Genomic DNA, 22,508 nt, shown 5'->3' on the forward strand with positions numbered 1-22,508 from the left:
CTGGCCAGAGTGATGTTTGCCCTGATGAAAAACCAAACCGAATACAAGCCAAATTCTATGTTTGGGTGTTCCCCCCAAACATAGAATCTCCCACATTGGAACGCGTTCCCCTGTGGGAGCGAGCCTGCTCGCGATGAGGCCGACAACTGCAACCTTAAACCTCAGGCTTGACCCGATCCGCCGGCCGCCGTACACCCGCCACAATTTTATCCACAGCCTTGGTCGCCGCGACCATGCCGAACGTCGCCGTCACCATCATCACTGCGCCAAACCCGCCGGCGCAGTCGAGCTTCACGCCATCGCCGACAAAACTTTTCTGCAAACAGATGCTGCCATCCGGTTTCGGATAGCGCAGTTGCTCGGTCGAAAACACGCACGGCACGCTGTAATGACGCGTCACGGTACGCGAGAAGCCGTAGTCACGGCGCAGGGTCGAGCGCACTTTCGATGCCAACGGGTCATTGAAGGTGCGGTTCAAGTCGCAGACCTGGATCAGTGTCGGGTCGATCTGCCCGCCTGCCCCGCCGGTAGTAATGATCTGGATCTTGCGGCGCTTGCACCAGGCGATCAGCGCTGCCTTGGCATTCACGCTGTCGATGCAATCGATCACGCAGTCGATGTTTGGCGTGATGTACTCGGCCATGGTCTCGCGCGTCACAAAATCCGCCACCGCGTGCACCGTGCAGTCCGGGTTGATCCCGCGTAACCGCTCTGCCATCACTTCGACTTTGGGTTTGCCGACAGTGCTGTCCAGCGCGTGCAGTTGGCGGTTGGCGTTGCTGACGCAAACGTCATCCAGGTCAAACAGCGAAATCTCGCCGACGCCACAACGGGCAATGGCTTCCGCTGCCCAGGAACCGACGCCACCGACACCGACGATGGCCACATGGGCTGCGCGCAGACGCTCCAAGCCTTCGATGCCATACAAACGGGCGATGCCTGCAAACCGCGGATCTTCTGTACTCATGACCATTACCCTAAAAACCGGCGCGCATTATAGGGCCAGACAGCGACAAGATCTAAGTTCCCGCGACAAGTGTAAGAACTTATGCGAAACGGGATTGCCAAACGTAGGGCATTTCCCTGTCAGCTATACGCTCAGGGAATGCCCGGTGTAGGATGCGCGCCCCTTGGCACACGCCGACCGGTCCTTCGTTCCACAGCCTTTGGAACCTGAAATAGCTATGTCATCGCGTAAATTTGGACTCAACCTGGTCGTGGTGCTCGCCATCGCCGCCTTGTTTACCGGCTTCTGGGCGCTGATCAATCGCCCGGTCACCGCCCCCAACTGGCCCGAACAGATCTCCGGCTTCTCGTACTCGCCGTTCCAGCAAGGCCAGTATCCGCAGAAGGAGCAGTACCCGACCGACGATGAAATGCGTCGCGACCTGGAGATCATGAGCAAGCTGACGGACAACATCCGTACTTACTCGGTCGACGGCTCCCTGGGAGACATTCCCAAACTGGCGGAAGAATTCGGCTTGCGGGTCACCCTCGGTATCTGGATCAGCCCGGACGAGGAACGCAACGAGCGTGAGATCCTGCGCGCCATCGAACTCGCCAATACCTCCCGCAGCGTGGTTCGCGTGGTTGTAGGCAACGAAGCGATCTTTCGTAAGGAAATTACCGCCGCAGAACTCAGCATCATTCTGGATCGCGTCCGCGCGGCAGTGAAAGTGCCGGTCACCACGTCCGAGCAATGGCACGTCTGGGAAGAAAACCCGAGCCTGGCCAAGCACGTCGACCTGATCGCCGCCCACGTCTTGCCGTATTGGGAACATGTGCCGATGGAGCAATCCGGGCAGTTCGTACTCGACCGTGCCCGTGATCTGAAAAAGATGTTCCCGAAAAAACCGCTGTTGCTGTCGGAAGTCGGCTGGCCGAGCAACGGCCGTATGCGCGGTGGCGCCGATGCGTCGCCGGCAGACCAGGCGATTTACCTGCGCACGCTGGTCAACAAGCTCAACCGCCAGGGTTTCAACTACTTCGTGATCGAAGCGTTTGACCAACCGTGGAAGGCCAGCGACGAAGGTTCGGTGGGCGCTTACTGGGGTGTTTTCAACGCCGCGCGCCAGCAGAAATTCAACTTCGAAGGCCCGGTTGTCGCGATTCCGCAATGGCGCGTGCTGGCGGTCGGTTCGGTGGTCCTGGCGCTGCTGTCCCTGACCCTGCTGATGATCGACGGCTCGGCGCTGCGTCAACGCGGCCGTACCTTCCTGACCTTTATCGCCTTCCTCTGCGGATCGGTGCTGGTGTGGATCGGTTACGACTACAGCCTGCAATACAGCACCTGGTTCAGCCTGACGATAGGATTTCTCCTTGCCTTGGGCGCACTCGGGGTCTTTATCGTATTGCTGACCGAGGCGCATGAACTGGCCGAAGCGGTCTGGACCCACAAGCGGCGGCGCGAATTCCTGCCGGTGGTGGGCGAATCGGACTACCGACCGAAAGTGTCGATTCACGTCCCTTGCTACAACGAGCCGCCGGAGATGGTCAAACAGACCCTCAACGCCCTGGCCAACCTCGACTATCCGGACTTCGAAGTCCTGATCATCGACAACAACACCAAGGACCCGGCGGTCTGGGAACCGGTGCGCGATTACTGCGCAACCCTGGGCCCGCGTTTCAAGTTCTTCCACGTCGCGCCACTGGCCGGCTTCAAGGGCGGCGCGCTGAACTACCTGATTCCGCACACCGCCAAGGATGCCGAAGTGATTGCGGTGATCGACTCGGACTACTGCGTCGACCCGAACTGGCTCAAGCACATGGTGCCGCACTTCGCCGACCCGAAAATCGCCGTGGTGCAGTCGCCGCAGGATTACCGCGATCAGAACGAAAGCACGTTCAAGAAGCTCTGCTACGCGGAATACAAAGGCTTCTTCCACATCGGCATGGTCACCCGCAACGACCGTGACGCGATCATCCAGCACGGCACCATGACCATGACCCGACGTTCGGTGCTCGAGGAACTGGGCTGGGCCGACTGGTGCATCTGTGAAGACGCCGAGTTGGGTCTGAGGGTGTTCGAAAAAGGCCTGTCGGCGGCGTATTACCACACCAGCTACGGCAAAGGCCTGATGCCCGATACCTTTATCGACTTCAAGAAACAGCGTTTCCGCTGGGCTTACGGTGCGATTCAGATCATCAAGCGTCATACCACCAGCCTGCTGCGCGGCAAAGGCAGCGAGCTGACCCGTGGCCAGCGTTACCACTTCCTCGCGGGCTGGTTGCCGTGGGTAGCGGACGGCATGAACATCTTCTTCACCGTGGGCGCCCTTTTGTGGTCGGCGGCGATGATTATCGTGCCGCAGCGGGTCGATCCGCCGTTGCTGATTTTCGCCATCCCGCCGTTGGCGCTGTTCGTATTCAAGGTGGGCAAGATCATCTTCCTCTACCGCCGTGCGGTGGGGGTCAACCTCAAGGATGCGTTCTGCGCGGCGCTGGCCGGGCTGGCGTTGTCGCACACCATCGCCAAAGCAGTGCTGTACGGTTTCTTCACCAGCAGCATTCCGTTTTTCCGCACACCAAAGAACGCCGATAACCACGGCTTCTGGGTGGCGATTTCGGAGGCGCGCGAAGAGGTGTTCATCATGCTGCTGTTGTGGGGTGCGGCGCTGGGGATTTACCTGGTGAACGGCATGCCGAGCAACGACATGCGCTTCTGGGTGACCATGTTGCTGGTGCAGTCGCTGCCGTACCTGGCGGCGCTGATCATGGCGTTCCTGTCTTCGCTGCCGAAACCGGTGGCCGAAGCCGCGACCGCACCGGCTGTCTAAATCAGTACAGATGCACTAAACGGCGGCCAATGGCCGCCGTTTTGCTTTAAGATAACCGCCATTTTGCGCGCCTTGCCTCAATTCCTGTAGGAGCGAGGCTTGCCCGCGAATGAAGCGACTCGGTGTAACAGATACACCTCACTATCGTTCTTCGCGGGCAAGCCTCGCTCCTACAAATAAAGCTCCGGAGTCTTACATGACGGCCCACGCCGACCTTTCGCCGACCCTTCAACTCGCCATCGACCTGATCCGCCGTCCGTCCGTGACGCCGGTCGACGCCGATTGCCAGAAGCAGATGATGCAGCGCCTGGGCGATGCCGGTTTCACCCTGGAGCCGATGCGCATCGAAGATGTGGATAACTTCTGGGCGACCCACGGTAAACACGACGGCCCGGTGCTGTGCTTCGCCGGACACACCGACGTGGTGCCGACCGGCCCGGTGTCTGCCTGGCAGATCGACCCGTTCAACGCGCTGATTGACGAACACGGCATGCTCTGCGGTCGTGGCGCGGCCGACATGAAAGGCAGCCTGGCCTCCATGACCGTGGCCGCCGAGCGCTTCGTCGCCGACTACCCGGATCACAAGGGCAAGGTCGCGTTCCTGATCACCAGCGACGAAGAAGGCCCGGCGCACCATGGCACCAAGGCCGTGGTTGAACGCCTCGCCGCGCGCAAGGAACGTCTGGACTGGTGCATCGTCGGCGAACCATCGAGCACTACATTGGTGGGTGACGTGGTCAAGAACGGCCGTCGCGGTTCACTCGGTGCCAAGCTGACCGTTCGCGGTGTGCAAGGTCACGTGGCGTATCCACACCTGGCGAAGAACCCGATCCACCTCGCTGCCCCGGCTCTGGCCGAACTGGCCGCCGAGCATTGGGACCACGGCAACGATTTCTTCCCGCCGACCAGCTTCCAGATTTCCAACGTCAATTCCGGCACCGGCGCGACCAACGTGATTCCGGGCGACCTGGTGGCGGTGTTCAACTTCCGCTTCTCCACCGAGTCCACCGTTGAAGGCCTGCAAAAGCGCGTCGCCGACATCCTCGACAAACATGGCCTGGACTGGCACATCGACTGGGCATTGTCCGGCCTGCCGTTCCTGACCGAGCCGGGTGCATTGCTGGATGCCGTGGCGTCGAGCATCAAGGACATCACCGGGCGCGAAACCAAAGCCTCCACCAGCGGTGGCACCTCCGACGGGCGCTTCATCGCAACCATGGGCACCCAAGTGGTTGAACTGGGCCCGGTCAACGCGACGATTCACCAGGTCAACGAGCGTGTACTGGCCGCCGACCTCGATGTGCTGACCGAAATCTACTACCAGACCCTGATCAAGTTGCTCGCCTGATGCTCGCCTGCCCGATCTGCAGCGAACCGCTCAACGCGGTGGACAACGGCGTGGCCTGCCCCGCCGGGCATCGTTTCGACCGTGCGCGGCAGGGTTACCTGAATCTGCTGCCAGTGCAGCACAAGAACAGCCGCGACCCTGGGGATAACCTCGCCATGGTCGAGGCCCGTCGCGACTTCCTGAACGCCGGCCATTACGCGCCGGTGGCCAAGCGCCTGGCCGAACTGGCCGCGCAGTACGCGCCCCAGCGCTGGCTGGACATCGGTTGCGGCGAGGGTTACTACACCGCGCAAATTGCCGAAGCCCTGCCCAATGCCGATGGTTATGCGCTGGACATCTCCCGGGAAGCGGTCAAACGCGCCTGCAAACGCAACCCGCAGCTGACCTGGTTGATCGCCAGCATGGCCCGGGTGCCGTTGGCCTCGGGGAGCTGCCAGTTTCTCGCCAGCGTCTTCAGTCCGCTGGATTGGGAAGAAGCCAAACGCCTGCTCAGCCCCGGCGGCGGCTTGATGAAAGTCGGGCCGACCAGCGGCCACCTGATGGAATTGCGCGAGCGGCTGTATGACGAAGTCCGTGAATACACCGACGACAAGCATCTGGCCCTGGTGCCGGAAGGCATGGCGCTGCAACACAGCGAGACCCTGGAATTCAGACTGACACTTTCAAATGGCCAGGATCGCGCCAACCTGCTGGCCATGACGCCACACGGCTGGCGTGCCAGTGCCGAACGCCGGACGGCGGTCATCGAGCAGGCGGAGCCGTTCGAGGTCACCGTGTCGATGCGCTACGATTATTTCGTACTTCAATAATTTTTGGTCTTGAGCAACAGCTTGAGGCCGGCTAAATCCGCGAATGGATTTTTCAAGACCGCAGTGAGGACATCCATGCGCCAACCCGATATCGAGATTTACCTGAAAGACGCTGACGTCGACTACAAGGCCGTTGCAGACTGGCTTAGCGAAGCGTTGGGCCAGTGCAGTGAATGGGTCAAGAAGGGCCAGACCTACAAGTGCAAGGCCGGGAACGTGTCGGTCACCTGGCTGCCCAAAGCCGTGGGCAAATGGAACAGCCTGTTCCTGGACAGCGACCAGACCCCGTGGGAAGACGACATCGCCTGCGCCCGCGCCGCGTTTGCCGCACTGAATGTCGAAGTGCGTTGCGCACCGGGCAGCTGGGTTGAGGAAGAAGGTGAAGAAACGGCCGATCGCTGGATGCGCATCAGCGCTGACGGTGAAGAAGAAATCATCTGGAAAACCGCGTAATCCACGTTCCCACAAAACCTGTAGGAGCGAGGCTTGCCCGCGAAGCTTTTAGCGCCAGTGATGACGCCTTCGCGGGCAAGCCTCGCTCCCACAGGTTTTTTGTGTGATCTGAGGAGTGGGGTTACAAACCCACCACATCCTCTGCCTGCAAGCCTTTCTCGCCGGTCACCACGGCGTATTCCACCTGCTGACCTTCAGCCAGCGAGCGATGCCCTTCACCGCGGATCGCGCGGTAGTGCACGAACACGTCCACCCCGTCCTCGCGCTGAATGAAGCCGTAGCCCTTGGCGTCGTTGAACCACTTCACATTGCCGGTTTCGCGCGTAGCCATGAATCGATACCCCCTTCTTTTTATTGTTGAGGCGCCGAGTATATGACAGGCGCCAAAACTCTCAACTCAACTTTACTTACCCGCTTTTTTGCCGATTTTCGACGAATACGGCACACTATCGGCCGCCCGAGCAATTGCTTGGTTTTACTCACTCACGCAGAAGCCGTATGACCCGTTCCCCGTTCCGCCGTCTTGTTTTTGGCACCCTGCGCCGACTGCTCTATCTCTGGGTTCGCTCGGAGACGATCAACCAGTCGTCGTTCACCCTCAACCTCGACCGCAGTCGTCCGGTGTTCTACGTCCTGCAAAACCCTTCGCTGACCGACCTGGCCGTGGTCGACACCGAATGCAGCAAAGCCGGCCTGCCCCGTCCGGTGCTGCCTGTGTCGGTGGGTAATCTGGTGGAACCCGCCGCATTTTTCTACCTGACACCGGAGCCCGACTGGCTCGGCCGACAGGACAAACGTGGTGCGCCGCCCACCCTGACCCGCTTGGTCAGTGCCCTGAGCCAGAACGCCGCCGAAGACGCGCAGATCATTCCGGTCAGCGTGTTCTGGGGGCAGTCACCCGACAGCGAATCGAGCCCGTGGAAATTGCTCTTCGCCGACAGTTGGGCCGTTACCGGTCGCCTGCGTCGGTTGCTGAGCGTCATCGTGCTGGGGCGCAAGACCCGCGTGCAGTTCTCGGCACCGATTCACTTGCGAGAGCTGATCGACCACAACAAAGGCCACGAGCGCACGGTGCGCATGGCCCAGCGGATCCTGCGGGTGCACTTCCGCAACCTGAAAGCCGCGGTGATCGGCCCAGACATTTCCCACCGTCGCAACCTGGTCAAAGGCCTGCTCAATCAACCGCTGGTCAAGCAAGCGATCCTCGACGAAGCCGAGCGCGAGAACATCTCCCCGGAGAAAGCCAAGGCCCAGGCCCTGCGCTATGGCAACGAGATCGCTTCGGACTACACCTACACCGCGATCCGCTTCCTGGAAGTAGTGCTGAGCTGGTTCTGGAACAAGATCTACGACGGCATCAAGGTCAACCACATCGAAGGCGTGCAGAAAGTTGCCCAGGGCCACGAAGTGATTTACGTGCCGTGCCACCGCAGCCACATCGACTACCTGTTGCTGTCCTATTTACTGTTCCGCAATGGCCTGACCCCGCCGCACATCGCCGCCGGGATCAACCTCAACATGCCGGTGATCGGCAGCCTGCTGCGTCGTGGCGGCGCGTTCTTCATGCGCCGCACCTTCAAGGGCAATCCGCTGTACACCTCGGTATTCAACGAATACCTGCACACTCTGTTCACCAAAGGTTTCCCGGTCGAGTACTTCGTCGAGGGCGGCCGCTCGCGCACCGGGCGCATGCTGCAACCGAAAACCGGGATGCTGGCAATTACCCTGCGCAGCTTCCTGCGTTCATCGCGCATGCCCATCGTGTTCATTCCGGTCTACATCGGCTACGAGCGTGTGCTGGAAGGCCGAACCTACCTCGGCGAACTGCGTGGTGCGAGCAAGAAGAAAGAATCGATCTTCGACATCTTCAAAGTCATCGGTGCGCTCAAGCAGCGTTTCGGCCAGGTGGCGGTGAACTTCGGCGAACCGATCAAACTCGCGGAATTCCTCGACAGCGAACAGCCCGACTGGCGTAAACAGGAACTCGGCCCGCAGTTCAAACCGGCCTGGCTCAACGAAACCACCAACCGTCTCGGCGAAAAAGTCGCACAGCATCTGAACGAGGCGGCGGCGATCAACCCGGTCAACCTGGTGGCCCTGGCGTTGCTGTCCACCACGCGCCTGGCGCTGGATGATCGCGCCATGGCGCGGGTGCTCGATTTGTATCTGGCGCTGTTGCGCAAGGTCCCGTATTCGCCGCACACCACGCTGCCGGACGGCGACGGCCGGGCGTTGATCGAGCATGTGAAGGACATGGACCTGTTGTCCGAGCAAAGCGATGCCCTGGGCAAGATTCTGTATCTGGACGAGCAGAACGCCGTCCTCATGACCTACTACCGCAATAACGTGCTGCACATCTTCGCCCTGCCCGCTTTGCTCGCGAGTTTCTTCCAGAGCGCCTCGCGCATGAGCCGCGAACAGATCCTGCGCTACACCCGGGCGCTGTATCCGTACCTGCAATCGGAGCTGTTCATTCGCTGGTCGCTGGACGAGCTGGATGGCGTGATCGATCAATGGCTCGAAGCGTTCGTCGAGCAAGGTCTGCTGCGTTTCGAGAACGATGTCTACTTGCGCCCGGCGCCAAGCTCGCGACATTTTGTGTTGCTGACCTTGCTGTCGAAGAGCATCGCCCAGACACTGCAACGCTTCTACATGACCGTGTCCCTGCTGCTCAACAGCGGCCAGAACAGCATCAGCGCCGAAGAACTGGAAGACCTGTGCACCGTCATGGCCCAGCGCCTGTCGATCCTGCACGGGCTGAATGCCCCGGAGTTCTTCGACAAGAGCCTGTTCCGCCACTTCATTCAAACCATGCTGGATCTTGACGTGCTCAAACGCGACGAAGCCGGCAAGCTGAGTTATCACGAACTGCTGGGCGAACTGGCCGAAGGCGCGGCGAAAAGGGTGTTGCCGGCGGAGATTCGTTTGTCGATCCGTCAGGTGGCGTTGCATCGCAGCGAAGATGCGGCGGATCAGGTCGCCCCTCAGCCCGAGGCTTAATGTAATCCCTGTGGGAGCGAGCTTGCTCGCGCCCACATTGACCGGAGATCGGCGATGAAAAAACTCTCTTGTTGGCAATGACCACTTTATTGGGCGCCTGTCAAACGATGCAACCCGCCGCTAAAACCGCCCTCGATGGCGAAGTCTTCTACCTGCAACGCATTGCCCTGCCACCGAGCGCCACCTTAAGCGTCAGCTTGCAGGACGTGTCCCTGGCGGATGCGCCCGCCGTTATCCTCGACGAACAGAAAGGCCCGGTCAAAGGCCAGGTGCCGCTGCCGTTTCATCTGAGTTACGATCCGGCCCAGGTCAAACCCGGCCATCGCTACTCCGTCAGCGCGCGCATCGAAGTCGGCGGCAAACTGATGTTCATCACCACCGAACACCACGCCGTACAGCTGGATGGCAGCGATCCGCAGCCACTGAAAATCCGCGTCGACGCCATTCGCTAATGTCTCTTTTTTGAACAAGGAAGCCGCCATGCTCCGCCCTACCCTTCGCTTTGCCGGCCTGTGTGCAGGCTTGATGATCTCCGCCAGCGCACTGGCGCTGTCGCTCAATGACCTGTCGCAAAAAGACGCCACCGGTGGCCTCAAGGATGCCCTGACCCAAGGCGCGCAACTGGCCGTCAAACAACTCGGCACGCCAGGCGGCTTCAGCAACAACCCGGACGTGAAAATCGAACTGCCGGGCAAACTGGGCAAAGTCGCCAGCAAAATGAAACAGTTCGGCATGGGCGATCAGGTCACAGAGCTGGAAACCAGCATGAACAAAGCGGCCGAAACCGCCGTGACCCAGGCCCAGCCAATACTGGTGGATGCCGTGAAGAAGATGAGCGTCGATGACGCCAAAGGGATTCTCAGCGGCGGCAACGACTCGGCCACCCAGTACCTGAGCAAAACCAGCCGCGAACAGATTCGGGTCAAGTTCCTGCCGATCGTGAAACAAGCCACCGACCAGGTCGGCCTGGCCAAGCAATACAACACCTTCGCAGGCCAGGCAGCGACCATGGGCGTGCTGGATACCAAGAACGCCAACATCGAAAGCTACGTGACCGAGCAGGCACTGAACGGCTTGTTCGAGATGATCGGCAAACAGGAAGAAGCCATTCGCAAGAACCCTGCGGCGGCGGCGACGAGTCTGGCGAAGAAAGTCTTTGGTACGCTTTAATTCCAGGCAATTGAAACTCGCAAAAAAGCCCACTGGTCTTTACAGGTCAGTGGGCTTTTTCCGTTTGCGCTACTGGTGCGGATCAACCTGATCCAGAACGCGATTTACCGATAACTCCGCCAGCGAAATCATCTGTTGAACCGCCAACATAAGATTGCATGTCGGTCCGTTCAGACCGAAGGCTAACTCACTGGCCATCACATTTGCCGAAACGAGGGTTTCGCAGGCGTGAGCCAAAAGGGTTTCGGAATCAACGTTGGGGGCGATGACGAAAACCGAGCTGGGACGACGGTCAGCTTTAGCCTTTTTTTCGGGTGGTGGCGCCAAATAGTGATCAAGAGCGCGAATTGCCGCGTCGTGGAGTTTTTTGGAATCGAGAAAGGCGTAAGGGGAAACCGGGTCGGTTTCTTTTTCCAGTTCTGCTTCCGTGTCTGGAGGATTTGGGCTGTCTTTAATCATCGTGTAACTCCTGAAGTAGTGGAGCTGTCACCGTTCGCTGCGAAACGAACATAAGGTGGCAGCTGTACGCAGGTTCGCAGACCGGGACTTCAGGAACCCGGCAGACCCGAAGATCTCCCGCGCACAGCCGCCATAACACAGGCATAAAAAAACGCCCGCTTTCGGATGGTGGACGCTGTGCGTCTGAAGTTTAACCGGGCTGCGAAACCCGGTCGCTGCTTTTTGCAGCGACACCCAAAAGCCTAGAGATCGCGCTTCCGACAGACAACCTGAAAATTTCGTGGGAAGGTTCTGATGTTTTGGCAGATCTTTAAACATAGTCGCCTGCCAGATCGCCATCGCGGGCAAGCCCGCTCCCACAGGGTTTTGTGTCGTACACGGTATTTGTATTCAGAAGATTAACTGTGGGAGCGAGCCTGCTCGCGAAAGCGGTCGTCCATTTGCGAAATGTATTGCCTGACACGACGCCATCGCGAGCAGGCTCGCTCCCACAATTTAGAGCGGTGAACGTCAGCAAGAGAGCGGGCGGCCCGAAGGCCGCCGAGATTACACCGACTCTTTCTTGATCCTGAACCACGCCGCATACAACGCCGGCAAAAACAGCAATGTCAGCGCAGTCGCCACGATCAACCCGCCCATGATCGCTACCGCCATTGGCCCAAAGAATACGCTGCGGGACAGCGGAATCATCGCCAGCACCGCCGCGAGCGCGGTCAGCACAATCGGTCGGAAGCGTCGCACCGTGGCTTCGATGATTGCTTGCCACGGTTTGAGCCCGGCGGCGATGTCCTGCTCGATCTGATCCACAAGAATGACCGAGTTACGCATGATCATCCCGGACAGTGCGATGGTCCCGAGCATCGCGACAAAACCGAACGGCTGACGAAACACCATCAGGAACAGCGTCACGCCAATCAGACCCAGCGGTGCAGTCAGGAACACCATCACCGTGCGCGAGAAACTGCGCAGTTGCAGCATCAGCAAGGTCAGCACCACCACAATGAACAGCGGCACGCCGGCCTTCACCGAGTTCTGGCCACGGGCCGAGTCTTCCACCGTGCCGCCGACGTCCAGCAAGTAACCGTCCGGCAATTCGGCGCGAATCGGGTCGAGGGTCGGCAAGATCTGCTGCACCAGCGTCGCCGGCTGTTCCTTGCCGTAGATGTCGGCGCGGATCGTCACGTTCGGCAGGCGATTACGGTGCCAGATGATGCCTTCCTCAAAGCCATATTCCAGCGTCGCGACCTGAGACAGCGCGACGCTGCGGCCGTTGTCGGTCGGCACCGCCAGGCTCGGCAACAACGACAGTTCGGTGCGCTCATGCAGGGTGCCGCGCAGCAGGATCTCGATCAACTCGTTGTCTTCGCGGTACTGGCTGACGCTGGACCCCGTCAGGGAGCTTTGCAGGAACTTCGACAGGTTCGCCGTGCTCACGCCCAAGGCCCGGGCGCGGTCCTGATCGACGTTCAGGTAGACGACTTTGCTCGGTTCTTCCCAGTCCAGATGGACGTTCGCCACGTGCGGGTTCTCGCGAACCTTGGCCGCCACTTTGCGGGCCAATGCGCGGACTTCCTCGATGTGCTCACCGGTCACCCGGAACTGCACCGGGTAGCCAACCGGCGGACCGTTTTCAAGGCGTGTGACCCGAGAGCGCAAGGCCGGGAATTGTTCGTTGAGGGTTTCGATCAGCCAGGTGCGCAGGGTTTCACGCTCCTCGATGGTCTTGGCCAGGACGACAAACTGAGCAAAGCTGGCCGCCGGCAGTTGCTGATCCAGCGGCAGGTAGAAACGCGGCGAACCGGTGCCGACGTAGGCCACGTAGTTGTCGATACCGGCGTGATCCTTCAGCAAGGCTTCAAGGCGTTTGACTTCGTCGGCGGTGTTGCTCAGGGACGCGCCTTCGGCGAGTTTCAGATCGACCATCAATTCAAGTCGACCCGAGGCCGGGAAGAATTGTTGCGGCACAAAGCGGAACAGCACGATCGAGCCGATGAACAACACCACGGTCAGCACGATGACAGTTTTACGCCAGCGCACGCACCACTCCACCAAGCGCCTGACCCGTTGATAGAACGGCGTGCCATAAGGGTCGGGCTGACCCGTGCCATGTTTGGCGGCATGAATCTTCGCCAGGTCCGGCAGGAGTTTTTCCCCCAGGTACGGCACAAACACCACCGCCACAATCCAAGAAGCCAGCAACGCGATGGTCACCACCTGGAAGATTGAGCGCGTGTATTCCCCAGTGCCCGATTGCGCCGTGGCTATGGGCAAGAATCCGGCGGCGGTAATCAGGGTGCCGGTAAGCATCGGGAACGCGGTGCTGGTCCAGGCATAACTGGCGGCCTTGATACGGTCGAAGCCCTGCTCCATTTTGATCGCCATCATTTCCACGGCGATGATCGCGTCGTCGACCAACAAGCCCAAGGCCAGCACCAACGCGCCGAGGGAAATCTTGTGCAAGCCGATGCCTAGGTAATACATGCAGGCGAAGGTCATCGCCAACACCAGCGGAATCGCCAGCGCCACCACCATGCCGGTGCGCACACCGAGGGAGAAAAAACTCACCAGCAACACAATCGCCAGGGCTTCCACCAACACCTGAACGAACTCGCCGACACCGGTTTTCACCGCTGCGGGCTGATCGGAAACCTTGCGCAGCTGCATGCCGGCCGGAAGGTTTTTCTGGATGCGGTCAAACTCGATCTCCAGCGCCTTGCCCAACACCAGAATATCGCCGCCGTCCTTCATCGCCACGGCCAGACCGATGGCGTTTTCCGCCATGAAGCGCATTCGCGGCGCCGGTGGATCGTTGAAGCCGCGACGCACGTCCGCCACATCGGAAATACGGAAAGTGCGATCACCGACGCGGATCGGGAAGTTCTTGATCTCATCGACTGTCTGAAAATTCCCCGAGACCCGTAGCTGCAATCGCTCGCTGGTGGTTTCAAAGAACCCGGCGGTGGACACCGCGTTCTGCTCTTCAAGGGCTTGCTGCACCGCGGCCAATGGCAGACCGAGCGTGGCAAGTTTGACGTTGGAGAGTTCGATCCAGACCTTCTCGTCTTGCAGCCCGAGCAGATCGACCTTGCCCACATCCTTCACCCGCTGCAGCTGGATCTGAATGCGGTCGGCGTAATCCTTGAGCACCGCGTAATCAAATCCCTCGCCGGTCAGCGCATAGATATTGCCGAAGGTGGTGCCGAATTCATCGTTGAAAAACGGCCCCTGGATGCCCGGCGGCAACGTATGCCGAATGTCACTGACCTTTTTGCGAACCTGATACCAAAGGTCCGGTATTTGCACCGAATGCAGGGAGTCACGAGCAATGAACGTCACTTGGGATTCGCCCGGACGGGAGAACGACACGATGCGTTCGTATTCCCCGGTTTCCATCAGTTTCTTTTCAATGCGCTCGGTGACCTGGCGCGAGACTTCCTGCGCCGTGGCGCCCGGCCAGTTGGTGCGGATCACCATGGCCTTGAAGGTGAACGGCGGGTCTTCGCTCTGGCCGAGTTTGGTGTAGGAAAGCGCGCCGACGACAGCCAGCAAGAGCATCAGGAACAGTACGATCTGGCGATTGCGCAGCGCCCATTCGGAAAGATTGAAACCCATCGGGGATTACTCCTTGTCCGCCAGATTGACCACGCGGTTGGAGCGATCCACCGGGCGCACTTGCTGCCCTTCAAGCAAAACATGGACGCCAGCGGCCACCACCCAGTCGCTGGCATTCAGGCCTTCGAGCACCGGGACGGTTTTTTCGCCGAAGGCACCGACCCGGACCGGGGTTTTCTTCAAGGTATTGTTGGCACTGACGACCCAGACATAGGTCGCGCCGTTTTCCGCCGTCAGTGCCGATAGCGGTACGGACAGCGGTATCACGTCAGTTGTCTGGACGAACACCCGGGCGCTCTGGCCGAGTTCGGCCGGGACCTTGCCGCCGGTGAATGAAATCCGGGCAGCGAAGGTGCGGGACTTTGGATCGGCAGCGGGCGACAGCTCACGGATCCGCCCGGCAAAACGCTGATCGGGCTGGGTCCAGAGTTCTACCGAGACGGGCTGACCAACCTTGAAGCGGCCGAAGCTCTGCTCCGGCAAGCTGATCAACACTTCACGCTCGCCATCGGTGGCGAGGGTGAACACGGTTTGCCCGGCCGCCACCACTTGCCCTACTTCCACCGCACGCTTGGCCACCACGCCATCCTGGGGCGCTCGCAGCACCGCGTAGCTGGCCTGATTGGTCGAGACGTTGAATTCGGCTTTGATTTGCTTGAGGCGTGCTTCACCGGATCGGTAAAGGTTTTCGGCGTTGTCGTACTGCGAACGGCTGACCATCTGACGGTCCATCAGCGTCTTGTAGCGATCACGCTCGGCGCGCACCAGGCTCAGATTGGCCTCGGCGGCGGCCACTTGCGCACGGGTGGCTTCCAGTTGCAGGCGCACGTCCTGGGGATCGAGTTCGGCCAAAGGCTGATCGGCCTTGACCCGCTGCCCTTCTTCTACCAGTCGTCGACTTACCTTGCCGCCGATGCGAAACGCCAGGTCCGGCTCATAACGAGCCCGCACTTCACCCGGATAGCTTTCCATTGCCTGGGCCGAAGGCTCTGGCTGCACCACCATGGCCGGGCGGACAGTGATTTTCGGCGCCTCTTCGTGGCCACACGCAGACAATAGAAACGCCAGACACACTGGCAACGCGAGGGGCAAGGCATAGCGGAACATGGTGAAGGACCTTTCGCTAATGGTGCTTGGAATAATTATACTGGCGAGTATGTTATTAATAGCAAACTCACCAGTCCAGTATTAAAGCGAAGAATGTCGAACAATCTTTCAGCACCCAACGGCCCGGGCCGCCCCAAGGATCTGGCCAAGCGCCAGGCCATCCTCGATGCGGCGAAAATTTTGTTTCTGAGTAATGGTTACGCCAGCACCAGCATGGATGCCGTGGCGGCTGAAGCCGGCGTGTCGAAGCTGACGGTCTACAGCCATTTCAACGACAAGGAGACGCTGTTCTCCGCCGCCGTGATGGCCAAGTGCGAAGAGCAGTTGCCCACGCTGTTTTTCGAGTTGCCGGATGGCATTTCGGTAGAAACGGTGCTGTTGAACATCGCACGCGGCTTTCACCAGCTGATCAACAGCGATGAATCGGTGAACCTGCATCGGCTGATAATGGCCCTGGGCAGCCAGGACCCGAAACTTTCACTGATCTTCTTCGAGGCCGGGCCGCAACGCATGTTGCATGGCATGGAACGGTTGCTGACCAAGGTTGATCAGAGCGGCGCGTTGAGCATCGATAAACCGCGCAATGCGGCCGAGCATTTCTTCTGCCTGCTCAAGGGCGCGGGCAATTTCCGCTTGCTGTATGGCTGCGGAGAGCCGGTGACGGGCGATGCGGCCGAGGAACATGTACGGGAGGTGGTGGGGTTGTTTATGCGGGCTTATCGACCAGAGACAGCCTGATAAGGTTTGGTTGTCTGGTCTGGCGCCTTCGCGGGCAAGCCTCGCTCCGACAGGTTTAACACAGCCCCTGTAGGAGCGAGGCTTGCCCGCGAATGGTGCAACGCGGTCTTACGGCTTGAGCGCTTTCTTCGGATAAATGTCATACCGACTGGATTTGCCGTCCAGCGCATGACTGGGCTTGGGTCCGGCAATACACGGTGCCTTGCGCGGACGCTTGACCACCACCCGATGGCTGGCCAGTGCCAATGCGGCCTCGAGCAGTGCCGGCGCATCGGGATCATCGCCGACCAACGGCCGGAACAGACGCATTTCCTTCTTCACCAACGCCGTTTTCTCACGGTGCGGAAACATCGGGTCGAGGTAGATCACTTGCGGCGGCTCGCCTTCCCAGTTGCGCATGACCTCGATTGAGTTGCCTTTGAGCAACTTCATCCGCGCCACGATTGGCGCCACGTCGAAATCCTCCGCGCCACGGGCCAGTCCATCCTCAAGCAACGCGCCAATCAGCGGCTGACGCTCGATCAGGCTCATCTCGCAGCCAAGGCTCGCCAGCACGAACGCATCCTTGCCCAGCCCCGCCGTGGCATCCAGCACACGCGGACGCACGCCCTGGGCGATGCCCACCGCCTTGGCGATCATTTGCCCAGTGCCACCGCCGAACAACCGCCGATGCGCCGCGCCACCCTCGACGAAGTCCACCCGCACCGGCCCCGGTGCGTCCGGCCCCAGTTGTTGCAGCTGCAAACCTTGTTCGCCTACCTGCAAGGCAAACTCGCCGTCATCCACGTGCAAAGGCAAGCCCAGGCGTTCGGCCCACTGCTCGGCTTGTGGCTGGAACGCCGGGGCTGAGGCCTCGACGTGGATGCGGCAGGCCGCAGGTTGCTCAATCATGGGGAAACACGCTCAAAAAATTAATGATCGGCAAAAACGGCCGATAACAAAACTAACGAGCATTTTGCCAGAGCTGAGCGTCGACCGAGAAAAATGTCAGGCATTCAATCCACATCCGTAGGCTACATATCGCGTCATGGCGATTATGGCCTGCGAAATTCCCAGGCACTGAGCGGCGTCAGTCACCTGTGGCAGGATTTTTTTGCCCAGGCCCTGGCCGAACAGTCGACGGATGTGGTGCCGGCGTGTGGCACGTTTCCTCCGGTTGATCTCGAAAGCCCGGTGGAGCCGACCGTCGGCAGCGAACTGCTGGCGCACATCGTCAGCCAACGCGAATGCGATGTGAAAGAAACCGAAGTCAAACCACCCGAGCCGCTGTTCTTGCCGATTGCCGAGTTCGAAATGGACCTGGCCGACAAGCCTTTCCCGCCGTTCCCGGCTGAAGAAATCGTCGCCCAGCAGAAGCAACAAGACTTTGAAAGTGGCTGGGTGCGGCCGATCGTGCTCACCGCCGGTCAGCCTGCGCCAGAAGCCGGCCCGGCACCACAACCGCGTCCTCTGCACTTGCCGATCGCCGAATTCGAACTCGACCTGCTGGACAAACCGTTCCCGCCGTTCTCCCCCGAAGAATTGGTCGAGCAACAAAAACACTTCGATTTCGATACCGGCTGGGCTCGCCCGATCGTCCTGCAAAACCTGCGCATCGCCGCCTGACCTTCAACAAAAGCCCTCAGCGACACACCCACCACGGCCCGACATCGACATGAAAGTGATTGCGATGGGCGTCGTTGTAGTCCGGGCTCAACACCACACTGAACACGCCACAGGCGCCATCGCGGACCTGGCGCAGAAACTGGGCGTCCTGATTATCCTTGGGCCAATCCTTGAGCACGCTGATGGAGCGACCATCCGCCAGGCGGAAACCGGCGATGTCCAGCGCATCGGCGCTGGCGTGCTGGCTTCGCCTGCCGTTTTCGCGGCCATAGACGTTGCGACAGGCGAAGCTGCCAAGATGATCGACCCGGCTGACAGGCTGCCCATACACCGCTTGCGCGGCGGGTTGCAGGGCGTGGTGCTCGAACAGGGCAAACGACACCGCCAAACGGCAACTGGCGAGAAAGCTGCTGCTCAACGCCACATCGCCGCCCTGGACACGCAAGGTGTTGATCAATGGGCACGTCGCGCCGGGGCTGTCGGCCTGATGCGCAACACGTAAACCGGAGCTGCTCAAGGCCTGATCACACAATTGCGGATCATCGCGCAGGCGCATCAGTTTATAGCGCGTCAGAAAGTTCGGGGCGGCCTTCACGTCCAGCGGCGCCCAAGGGTTCCACTGGGGTGGCAGCGAGATCCAGCCGCGCCAGACGCTCACGCCCGCCGCACCGATCATTAACAGCATCAACAACAGCCACCACCGAAACCGCATCGTCAGCCTTTGAACAATTGATTGGCCTTGGCGTATGGCATCGACCGTGACGTGAACCCGAAGGTGCCCGACGTCTTGATCTCTTCGGCCGCGCGGAAAAACTCACCGTAGGCCGCCAAGGCCAGGGCCGAGCCGACGCTGATGCGTTTGACGCCCATCTCGCTCAATTGCTCCACCGTCAATTTGAGCCCCCCGGACATCAACACGTTGACCGGTTTCGGCGCCACGGCGCGGACCACCGCCAACACGTCTTCAGCGCTGCGCAGCCCCGGCGCGTACAACACGTCCGCGCCCGCTTCGGCGAACGCCTGCAAACGGCGAATGGTATCGGCCAGGTCAGGATTGCCGTGCAGAAAATTCTCGGCACGGGCGGTCAGCATAAAAGGGAAAGGAAGGCTGCGAGCCGCTGCGACGGCGGCTTCAATGCGCGCCACGGCATGTTCGAAACAGTAGATCGGCGCGTCTTCACGACCGGTGGCATCTTCGATCGAGCCCCCGACCGCACCGGCCGCCGCGGCCGCCAAAATGCTTTGTGCGCACTCAGCCGGGTCGTCCGCAAAACCGTTTTCCAGATCCACTGCCACCGGCAGATCGGTGGCCGCGACAATCGCTCGCACGTTCGCCAGCGTATCGTCGAGCGTCAACCCTCCATCAGGGCGTGCGTTGGAAAAGGCATAACCGGCACTGGTGGTCGCCAGTGCCTCGAAACCCAGGCTGGCGAGCATCTTCGCCGAGCCGGCGTCCCACGGATTGGGAATGACAAAAGCGCCCTCGCGTTCGTGCAGTGCTTTGAACGCCTGGGCTCGAAGGGTTTGCGCATCCATTGGCAGGCTCCTGGAAAGGGGAACGAATCCGCCTCAGAGCAGGCCAAGTTGCTCGGCGGCGGGTTCTCTGTATAGCTCAGGCAACGGCGGCAAGCCAGACAAACGCAGCATCAGTTTTGCGTGAAAACGTTGCGCCAGTTTGGCCGCCAGCAAGTTATCGGCAGTGTGCAGGAAGATGTAGGGCGTGCGGCCCTCTTCGATCCACAAAGCGATTTTCTCCACCCACGGCTCCAGGAACGGATCGTTCGCCTCAAGCTGCGGATGGCCGATGAAACGCACCTGCGGAAACTGGGTAAACGCTGCCGGACGTGGCGGCACCCTGGGCTTTTTCGACTGGGCGTGGAGGACCGAAGGATCGGTCGACGTGCAACTGAAAAGGGCTCGCGGATCAAGGCAGATGCGTTCTACGCCCCGATCCAGCAGCAGACGATTGAGCTTGCGCTCGCTATCGCCTTTGGCAAAGAACTCGTCATGCCGCACTTCAACGGCCAGCGGTCGCTCAAGTGCATCGATGAAGCCGGCCAGTTCGGGCAATCGGTGTGGCGTGAAGCTTTTCGACAGTTGCAGCCACAGGGGCGAAACCCGTTCACCGAGCGGGCTGAGCAATTGCAGGAAGGTGTCGGCGGCGGTCAGTTGCTCGCGCAGGTCACCGCCGTGGCTGATGTCGCCGGGAAACTTGGCGGTGAAGCGAAAGTGTTCGGGCATGATTTCGGCCCAGCGCTGCACGGTGCTGGCAGCCGGGCTCGCGTAGAAGGTCGTATTGCCTTCTACGGCGTTGAATACTTGGGAATAGAGATTCAGGAAGTCAGCGGGCTTGGCATCTGGCGGATAAAGATAATCGCGCCAGGCGTTTTCACTCCAGGACGGGCAGCCGAGGTAATAAGGCAGCCGCATCAGATGTACAGGTCGAGGCCCATTACATCGGTATCCCAATCGACAAAACCGGCGGTGCTCAAGTAACTGGCGAGTGCCGTGGCGACGCTTTTGCTCATGGCGCGGTGGTAGATCATGTCTTGCTGACGGGCCGGGAGATTGCTCAGGCGTTGCGCGGAAGCCTTGGCGGCACGGGCGGCCATTTGCTCTTCGGATGGGATTTCCAGCTCGCCGTCGATATCGACGTAGTCGTCATCCGCCACAGGGCCTTTGCGAGGCTTGCGCTTGAGGGGGTAGGACTGGGAGGAAAGGCCGTCTATACGCATAAGTACATGTCCGGTATCAGTAATGGCAGTTTAGTGGCACATAACCCACTTCGCAAACCACCGAGTGATAACTAGAACACAGAAATACGAAAAGGTTTAAAAGCCGGGGGATAAATCGACGATTGGCCGCAGTTGGAATGTTCATTGTGGCGAGGGAGCTTGCTCCCGTTCGGCTGTGCAGCCGTCGCAAAACCTGCCTACTCGGTGTTGCTGATGGAATCCTGGGGTCGCTTCGCAACCCAACGGGAGCAAGCTCCCTCGCCACAACAGCATTGGGATTAACGCGCTTTCGGCGTCGCCACTTTGTCGCGCAGATAAACCGGCTGAGCCTCGTCCGCCACGATTGCCTCTCCACGCGCCCAGGCAAACCGCGCCAGCGTCAGCAGGTCTTCGGCGTGCGGTAGCATGCCTGCATCCTGCCCACTCAGATTGACAGCGATGCGCTCGGCATACCCCCACCCCGTGCCGGCGCCGAACCATTCACCGCTGGCATCAGCCGGCAATGCGGCCACTTCCGGCGCCAACACCGCTTCATTGCCGACCAGGCGCATCTCCCCCGCCGTTTCGCGGTAGCACCCCCAATACACCTCATCCATGCGCGCATCGATGGCGGCTGCGACCTGGCTGACGCCGTGTTCGCGATAAGCCCGTTGTGCCAGTACCGCCAGGTTGGAGACCGGCAACACCGGGCGATCCAGCGCAAACGCCAGGCCCTGCACCACACCAATGGCGATCCGCACGCCGGTGAATGCGCCCGGCCCACGACCGAAGGCAATGGCATCAACCGCTTGCAGGGTGGTCCCGGCGTCGGCGAGCAACTGCTGGATCATCGGCAACAGCTTTTGCGCATGCAGGCGCGGGATCACCTCGTAATGGCTCGTGACCTTGCCGTCATGCAGCAAGGCAACGGAGCAAGCTTCAGTCGCGGTGTCCAGGGCCAGCAAGGTGCTCATCGATGTTTCCGTAAGAGAGGTCAGAAAAAGTGCGCCAGTATAAACAACTACGGCCCGCAAGCGGGCCGTAGAAGATGAAGCGATTCAGACTTTTCAGTTCAGCGCTTCAAGCACCTTGCCGGTAATCGCTTCAACCGAGCCAACACCTTCGATGTGGCTGTACTTCGGTTTGCCTTGAGCGGTGGACAGCTCCTGGTAAAACTTCACCAAAGGCTCGGTCTGAGCGTGGTAGACGGAGAGACGATGACGCACGGTTTCTTCGGTATCGTCTTTGCGCTGTACCAGCTCTTCGCCAGTGATGTCGTCCTTACCGGCAATTTTCGGCGGGTTGTAGACGATGTGGTACACGCGACCTGAAGCCTCATGCACGCGACGACCGGCGATACGCTGGACGATGTCCTCGTCCTTGACGTCGATCTCGACCACGTGATCCAGCTCGACGCCAGCTTTCACCAGGGCTTCAGCCTGGGGAATGGTGCGCGGGAAACCGTCAAACAGGAAACCGTTGGCGCAATCGGCCTGGCTGATGCGTTCCTTGACCAGATTGATGATCAGGTCATCGGACACAAGGCCACCGCTGTCCATGACGCTCTTGGCGATCAGGCCCAGCTCGGTGCCGGCCTTGACTGCGGCACGCAGCATGTCGCCGGTGGAGATTTGCGGGATGCCGAACTTTTCGGTGATGAACTTAGCCTGAGTACCTTTACCGGCCCCGGGAGCTCCCAGCAGAATGACGCGCATCG

At 60.2% G+C, this 22,508-nt stretch carries 21 protein-coding genes; 9 read left to right on the forward strand and 12 right to left on the reverse strand.

Annotated features, from left to right (window positions below; translation table 11 throughout):
* Positions 1–154: 154 nt before the first annotated feature.
* Positions 155–967, reverse strand: a complete 813-nt coding sequence (gene tcdA, locus FBY01_RS06930; protein WP_010462854.1) for a tRNA cyclic N6-threonylcarbamoyladenosine(37) synthase TcdA — start codon at positions 965–967, stop codon at positions 155–157.
* A 217-nt stretch (positions 968–1,184) separates the two neighbouring features.
* Here tcdA and FBY01_RS06935 point away from each other — a divergent pair, with 217 nt between their 5' ends.
* From FBY01_RS06935 to FBY01_RS06950, 4 genes are all read left to right on the forward strand, one after another.
* Entirely contained in the window at positions 1,185–3,776 is a 2,592-nt protein-coding gene (locus tag FBY01_RS06935; protein ID WP_010462855.1) for a glycosyltransferase, read from the forward strand.
* A 196-nt stretch (positions 3,777–3,972) separates the two neighbouring features.
* Complete coding sequence (dapE, locus tag FBY01_RS06940; protein WP_010462857.1) at positions 3,973–5,124, forward strand: succinyl-diaminopimelate desuccinylase; 1,152 nt, start codon at positions 3,973–3,975, stop codon at positions 5,122–5,124.
* Positions 5,124–5,933, forward strand: a complete 810-nt coding sequence (locus FBY01_RS06945) for a putative RNA methyltransferase (protein ID WP_010462859.1) — start codon at positions 5,124–5,126, stop codon at positions 5,931–5,933. The genes dapE and FBY01_RS06945 overlap by 1 nt, the downstream gene beginning before the upstream one ends.
* A gap of 75 nt (positions 5,934–6,008) precedes the next feature.
* Positions 6,009–6,386 (forward strand): hypothetical protein, encoded by a 378-nt coding sequence (locus tag FBY01_RS06950; protein WP_010462860.1) that lies wholly within the window; start codon positions 6,009–6,011, stop codon positions 6,384–6,386.
* A gap of 121 nt (positions 6,387–6,507) precedes the next feature.
* Here the strand turns inward: FBY01_RS06950 and FBY01_RS06955 are convergent, their stop codons facing one another.
* On the reverse strand, positions 6,508–6,717 hold the full coding sequence (locus FBY01_RS06955; RefSeq protein WP_010462862.1) for a cold-shock protein: 210 nt from the start codon (positions 6,715–6,717) through the stop codon (positions 6,508–6,510).
* 167 nt (positions 6,718–6,884) lie between these two features.
* On the opposite strand from FBY01_RS06955, the gene plsB reads away from it, so the two are divergent.
* The 3 genes from plsB to FBY01_RS06970 all read left to right on the forward strand — a co-directional run bounded on the left by plsB (position 6,885) and on the right by FBY01_RS06970 (position 10,556).
* Positions 6,885–9,386, forward strand: a complete 2,502-nt coding sequence (gene plsB / locus FBY01_RS06960; RefSeq protein ID WP_077748320.1) for a glycerol-3-phosphate 1-O-acyltransferase PlsB — start codon at positions 6,885–6,887, stop codon at positions 9,384–9,386.
* Positions 9,387–9,463: 77 nt separating this feature from the next.
* A complete protein-coding gene (locus tag FBY01_RS06965) occupies positions 9,464–9,838 on the forward strand; it encodes a YbaY family lipoprotein (protein ID WP_145306821.1) in 375 nt (124 codons plus the stop codon).
* A 28-nt stretch (positions 9,839–9,866) separates the two neighbouring features.
* Positions 9,867–10,556 (forward strand): DUF4197 domain-containing protein, encoded by a 690-nt coding sequence (locus FBY01_RS06970; protein WP_010462869.1) that lies wholly within the window; start codon positions 9,867–9,869, stop codon positions 10,554–10,556.
* A 69-nt stretch (positions 10,557–10,625) separates the two neighbouring features.
* Here FBY01_RS06970 and FBY01_RS06975 read toward each other — a convergent pair whose 3' ends face one another.
* From FBY01_RS06975 to FBY01_RS06990, 3 genes are all read right to left on the reverse strand, one after another.
* Positions 10,626–11,015 (reverse strand): DUF6124 family protein, encoded by a 390-nt coding sequence (locus FBY01_RS06975; RefSeq protein WP_145306823.1) that lies wholly within the window; start codon positions 11,013–11,015, stop codon positions 10,626–10,628.
* A gap of 546 nt (positions 11,016–11,561) precedes the next feature.
* On the reverse strand, positions 11,562–14,627 hold the full coding sequence (locus FBY01_RS06985) for an efflux RND transporter permease subunit (protein WP_145306825.1): 3,066 nt from the start codon (positions 14,625–14,627) through the stop codon (positions 11,562–11,564).
* A gap of 6 nt (positions 14,628–14,633) precedes the next feature.
* Complete coding sequence (locus tag FBY01_RS06990; protein ID WP_077748316.1) at positions 14,634–15,734, reverse strand: efflux RND transporter periplasmic adaptor subunit; 1,101 nt, start codon at positions 15,732–15,734, stop codon at positions 14,634–14,636.
* 93 nt (positions 15,735–15,827) lie between these two features.
* Between FBY01_RS06990 and FBY01_RS06995 the strand changes: the two genes are divergently transcribed.
* The gene (locus tag FBY01_RS06995) at positions 15,828–16,472 is read left to right on the forward strand and encodes a TetR/AcrR family transcriptional regulator (RefSeq protein ID WP_083374923.1); all 645 of its coding nucleotides are present in this window, start codon (positions 15,828–15,830) and stop codon (positions 16,470–16,472) included.
* Positions 16,473–16,580: 108 nt separating this feature from the next.
* Here the strand turns inward: FBY01_RS06995 and FBY01_RS07000 are convergent, their stop codons facing one another.
* The gene (locus FBY01_RS07000) at positions 16,581–17,363 is read right to left on the reverse strand and encodes a class I SAM-dependent methyltransferase (RefSeq protein ID WP_010462878.1); all 783 of its coding nucleotides are present in this window, start codon (positions 17,361–17,363) and stop codon (positions 16,581–16,583) included.
* A gap of 93 nt (positions 17,364–17,456) precedes the next feature.
* Between FBY01_RS07000 and FBY01_RS07005 the strand changes: the two genes are divergently transcribed.
* The gene (locus tag FBY01_RS07005; protein ID WP_077748315.1) at positions 17,457–18,077 is read left to right on the forward strand and encodes an energy transducer TonB; all 621 of its coding nucleotides are present in this window, start codon (positions 17,457–17,459) and stop codon (positions 18,075–18,077) included.
* Between the two features lie 16 nt (positions 18,078–18,093).
* Here the strand turns inward: FBY01_RS07005 and FBY01_RS07010 are convergent, their stop codons facing one another.
* The 6 genes from FBY01_RS07010 to adk form a co-directional block, all read right to left on the reverse strand.
* Positions 18,094–18,789: an extensin family protein gene (locus FBY01_RS07010; RefSeq protein ID WP_145306827.1), complete on the reverse strand. Its 696-nt coding sequence runs from the start codon at positions 18,787–18,789 to the stop codon at positions 18,094–18,096.
* A 2-nt stretch (positions 18,790–18,791) separates the two neighbouring features.
* Positions 18,792–19,613 (reverse strand): oxaloacetate decarboxylase, encoded by an 822-nt coding sequence (locus FBY01_RS07015; protein ID WP_145306828.1) that lies wholly within the window; start codon positions 19,611–19,613, stop codon positions 18,792–18,794.
* A gap of 33 nt (positions 19,614–19,646) precedes the next feature.
* Positions 19,647–20,507 (reverse strand): DUF72 domain-containing protein, encoded by an 861-nt coding sequence (locus FBY01_RS07020; protein WP_145306830.1) that lies wholly within the window; start codon positions 20,505–20,507, stop codon positions 19,647–19,649.
* Positions 20,507–20,812, reverse strand: a complete 306-nt coding sequence (locus FBY01_RS07025; RefSeq protein WP_010462890.1) for a hypothetical protein — start codon at positions 20,810–20,812, stop codon at positions 20,507–20,509. The genes FBY01_RS07020 and FBY01_RS07025 overlap by 1 nt, the downstream gene beginning before the upstream one ends.
* 278 nt (positions 20,813–21,090) lie before the next feature.
* Entirely contained in the window at positions 21,091–21,765 is a 675-nt protein-coding gene (tsaB, locus tag FBY01_RS07030) for a tRNA (adenosine(37)-N6)-threonylcarbamoyltransferase complex dimerization subunit type 1 TsaB (RefSeq protein WP_010462892.1), read from the reverse strand.
* Between the two features lie 93 nt (positions 21,766–21,858).
* A complete protein-coding gene (adk, locus tag FBY01_RS07035; RefSeq protein ID WP_010462894.1) occupies positions 21,859–22,506 on the reverse strand; it encodes an adenylate kinase in 648 nt (215 codons plus the stop codon).
* Between the last annotated feature and the right edge of the window lie 2 nt (positions 22,507–22,508).

It is taken from the genome of Pseudomonas sp. SJZ077 (assembly GCF_007993905.1).
GTDB classification, from domain to species: Bacteria; Pseudomonadota; Gammaproteobacteria; order Pseudomonadales; family Pseudomonadaceae; genus Aquipseudomonas; species Aquipseudomonas mandelii.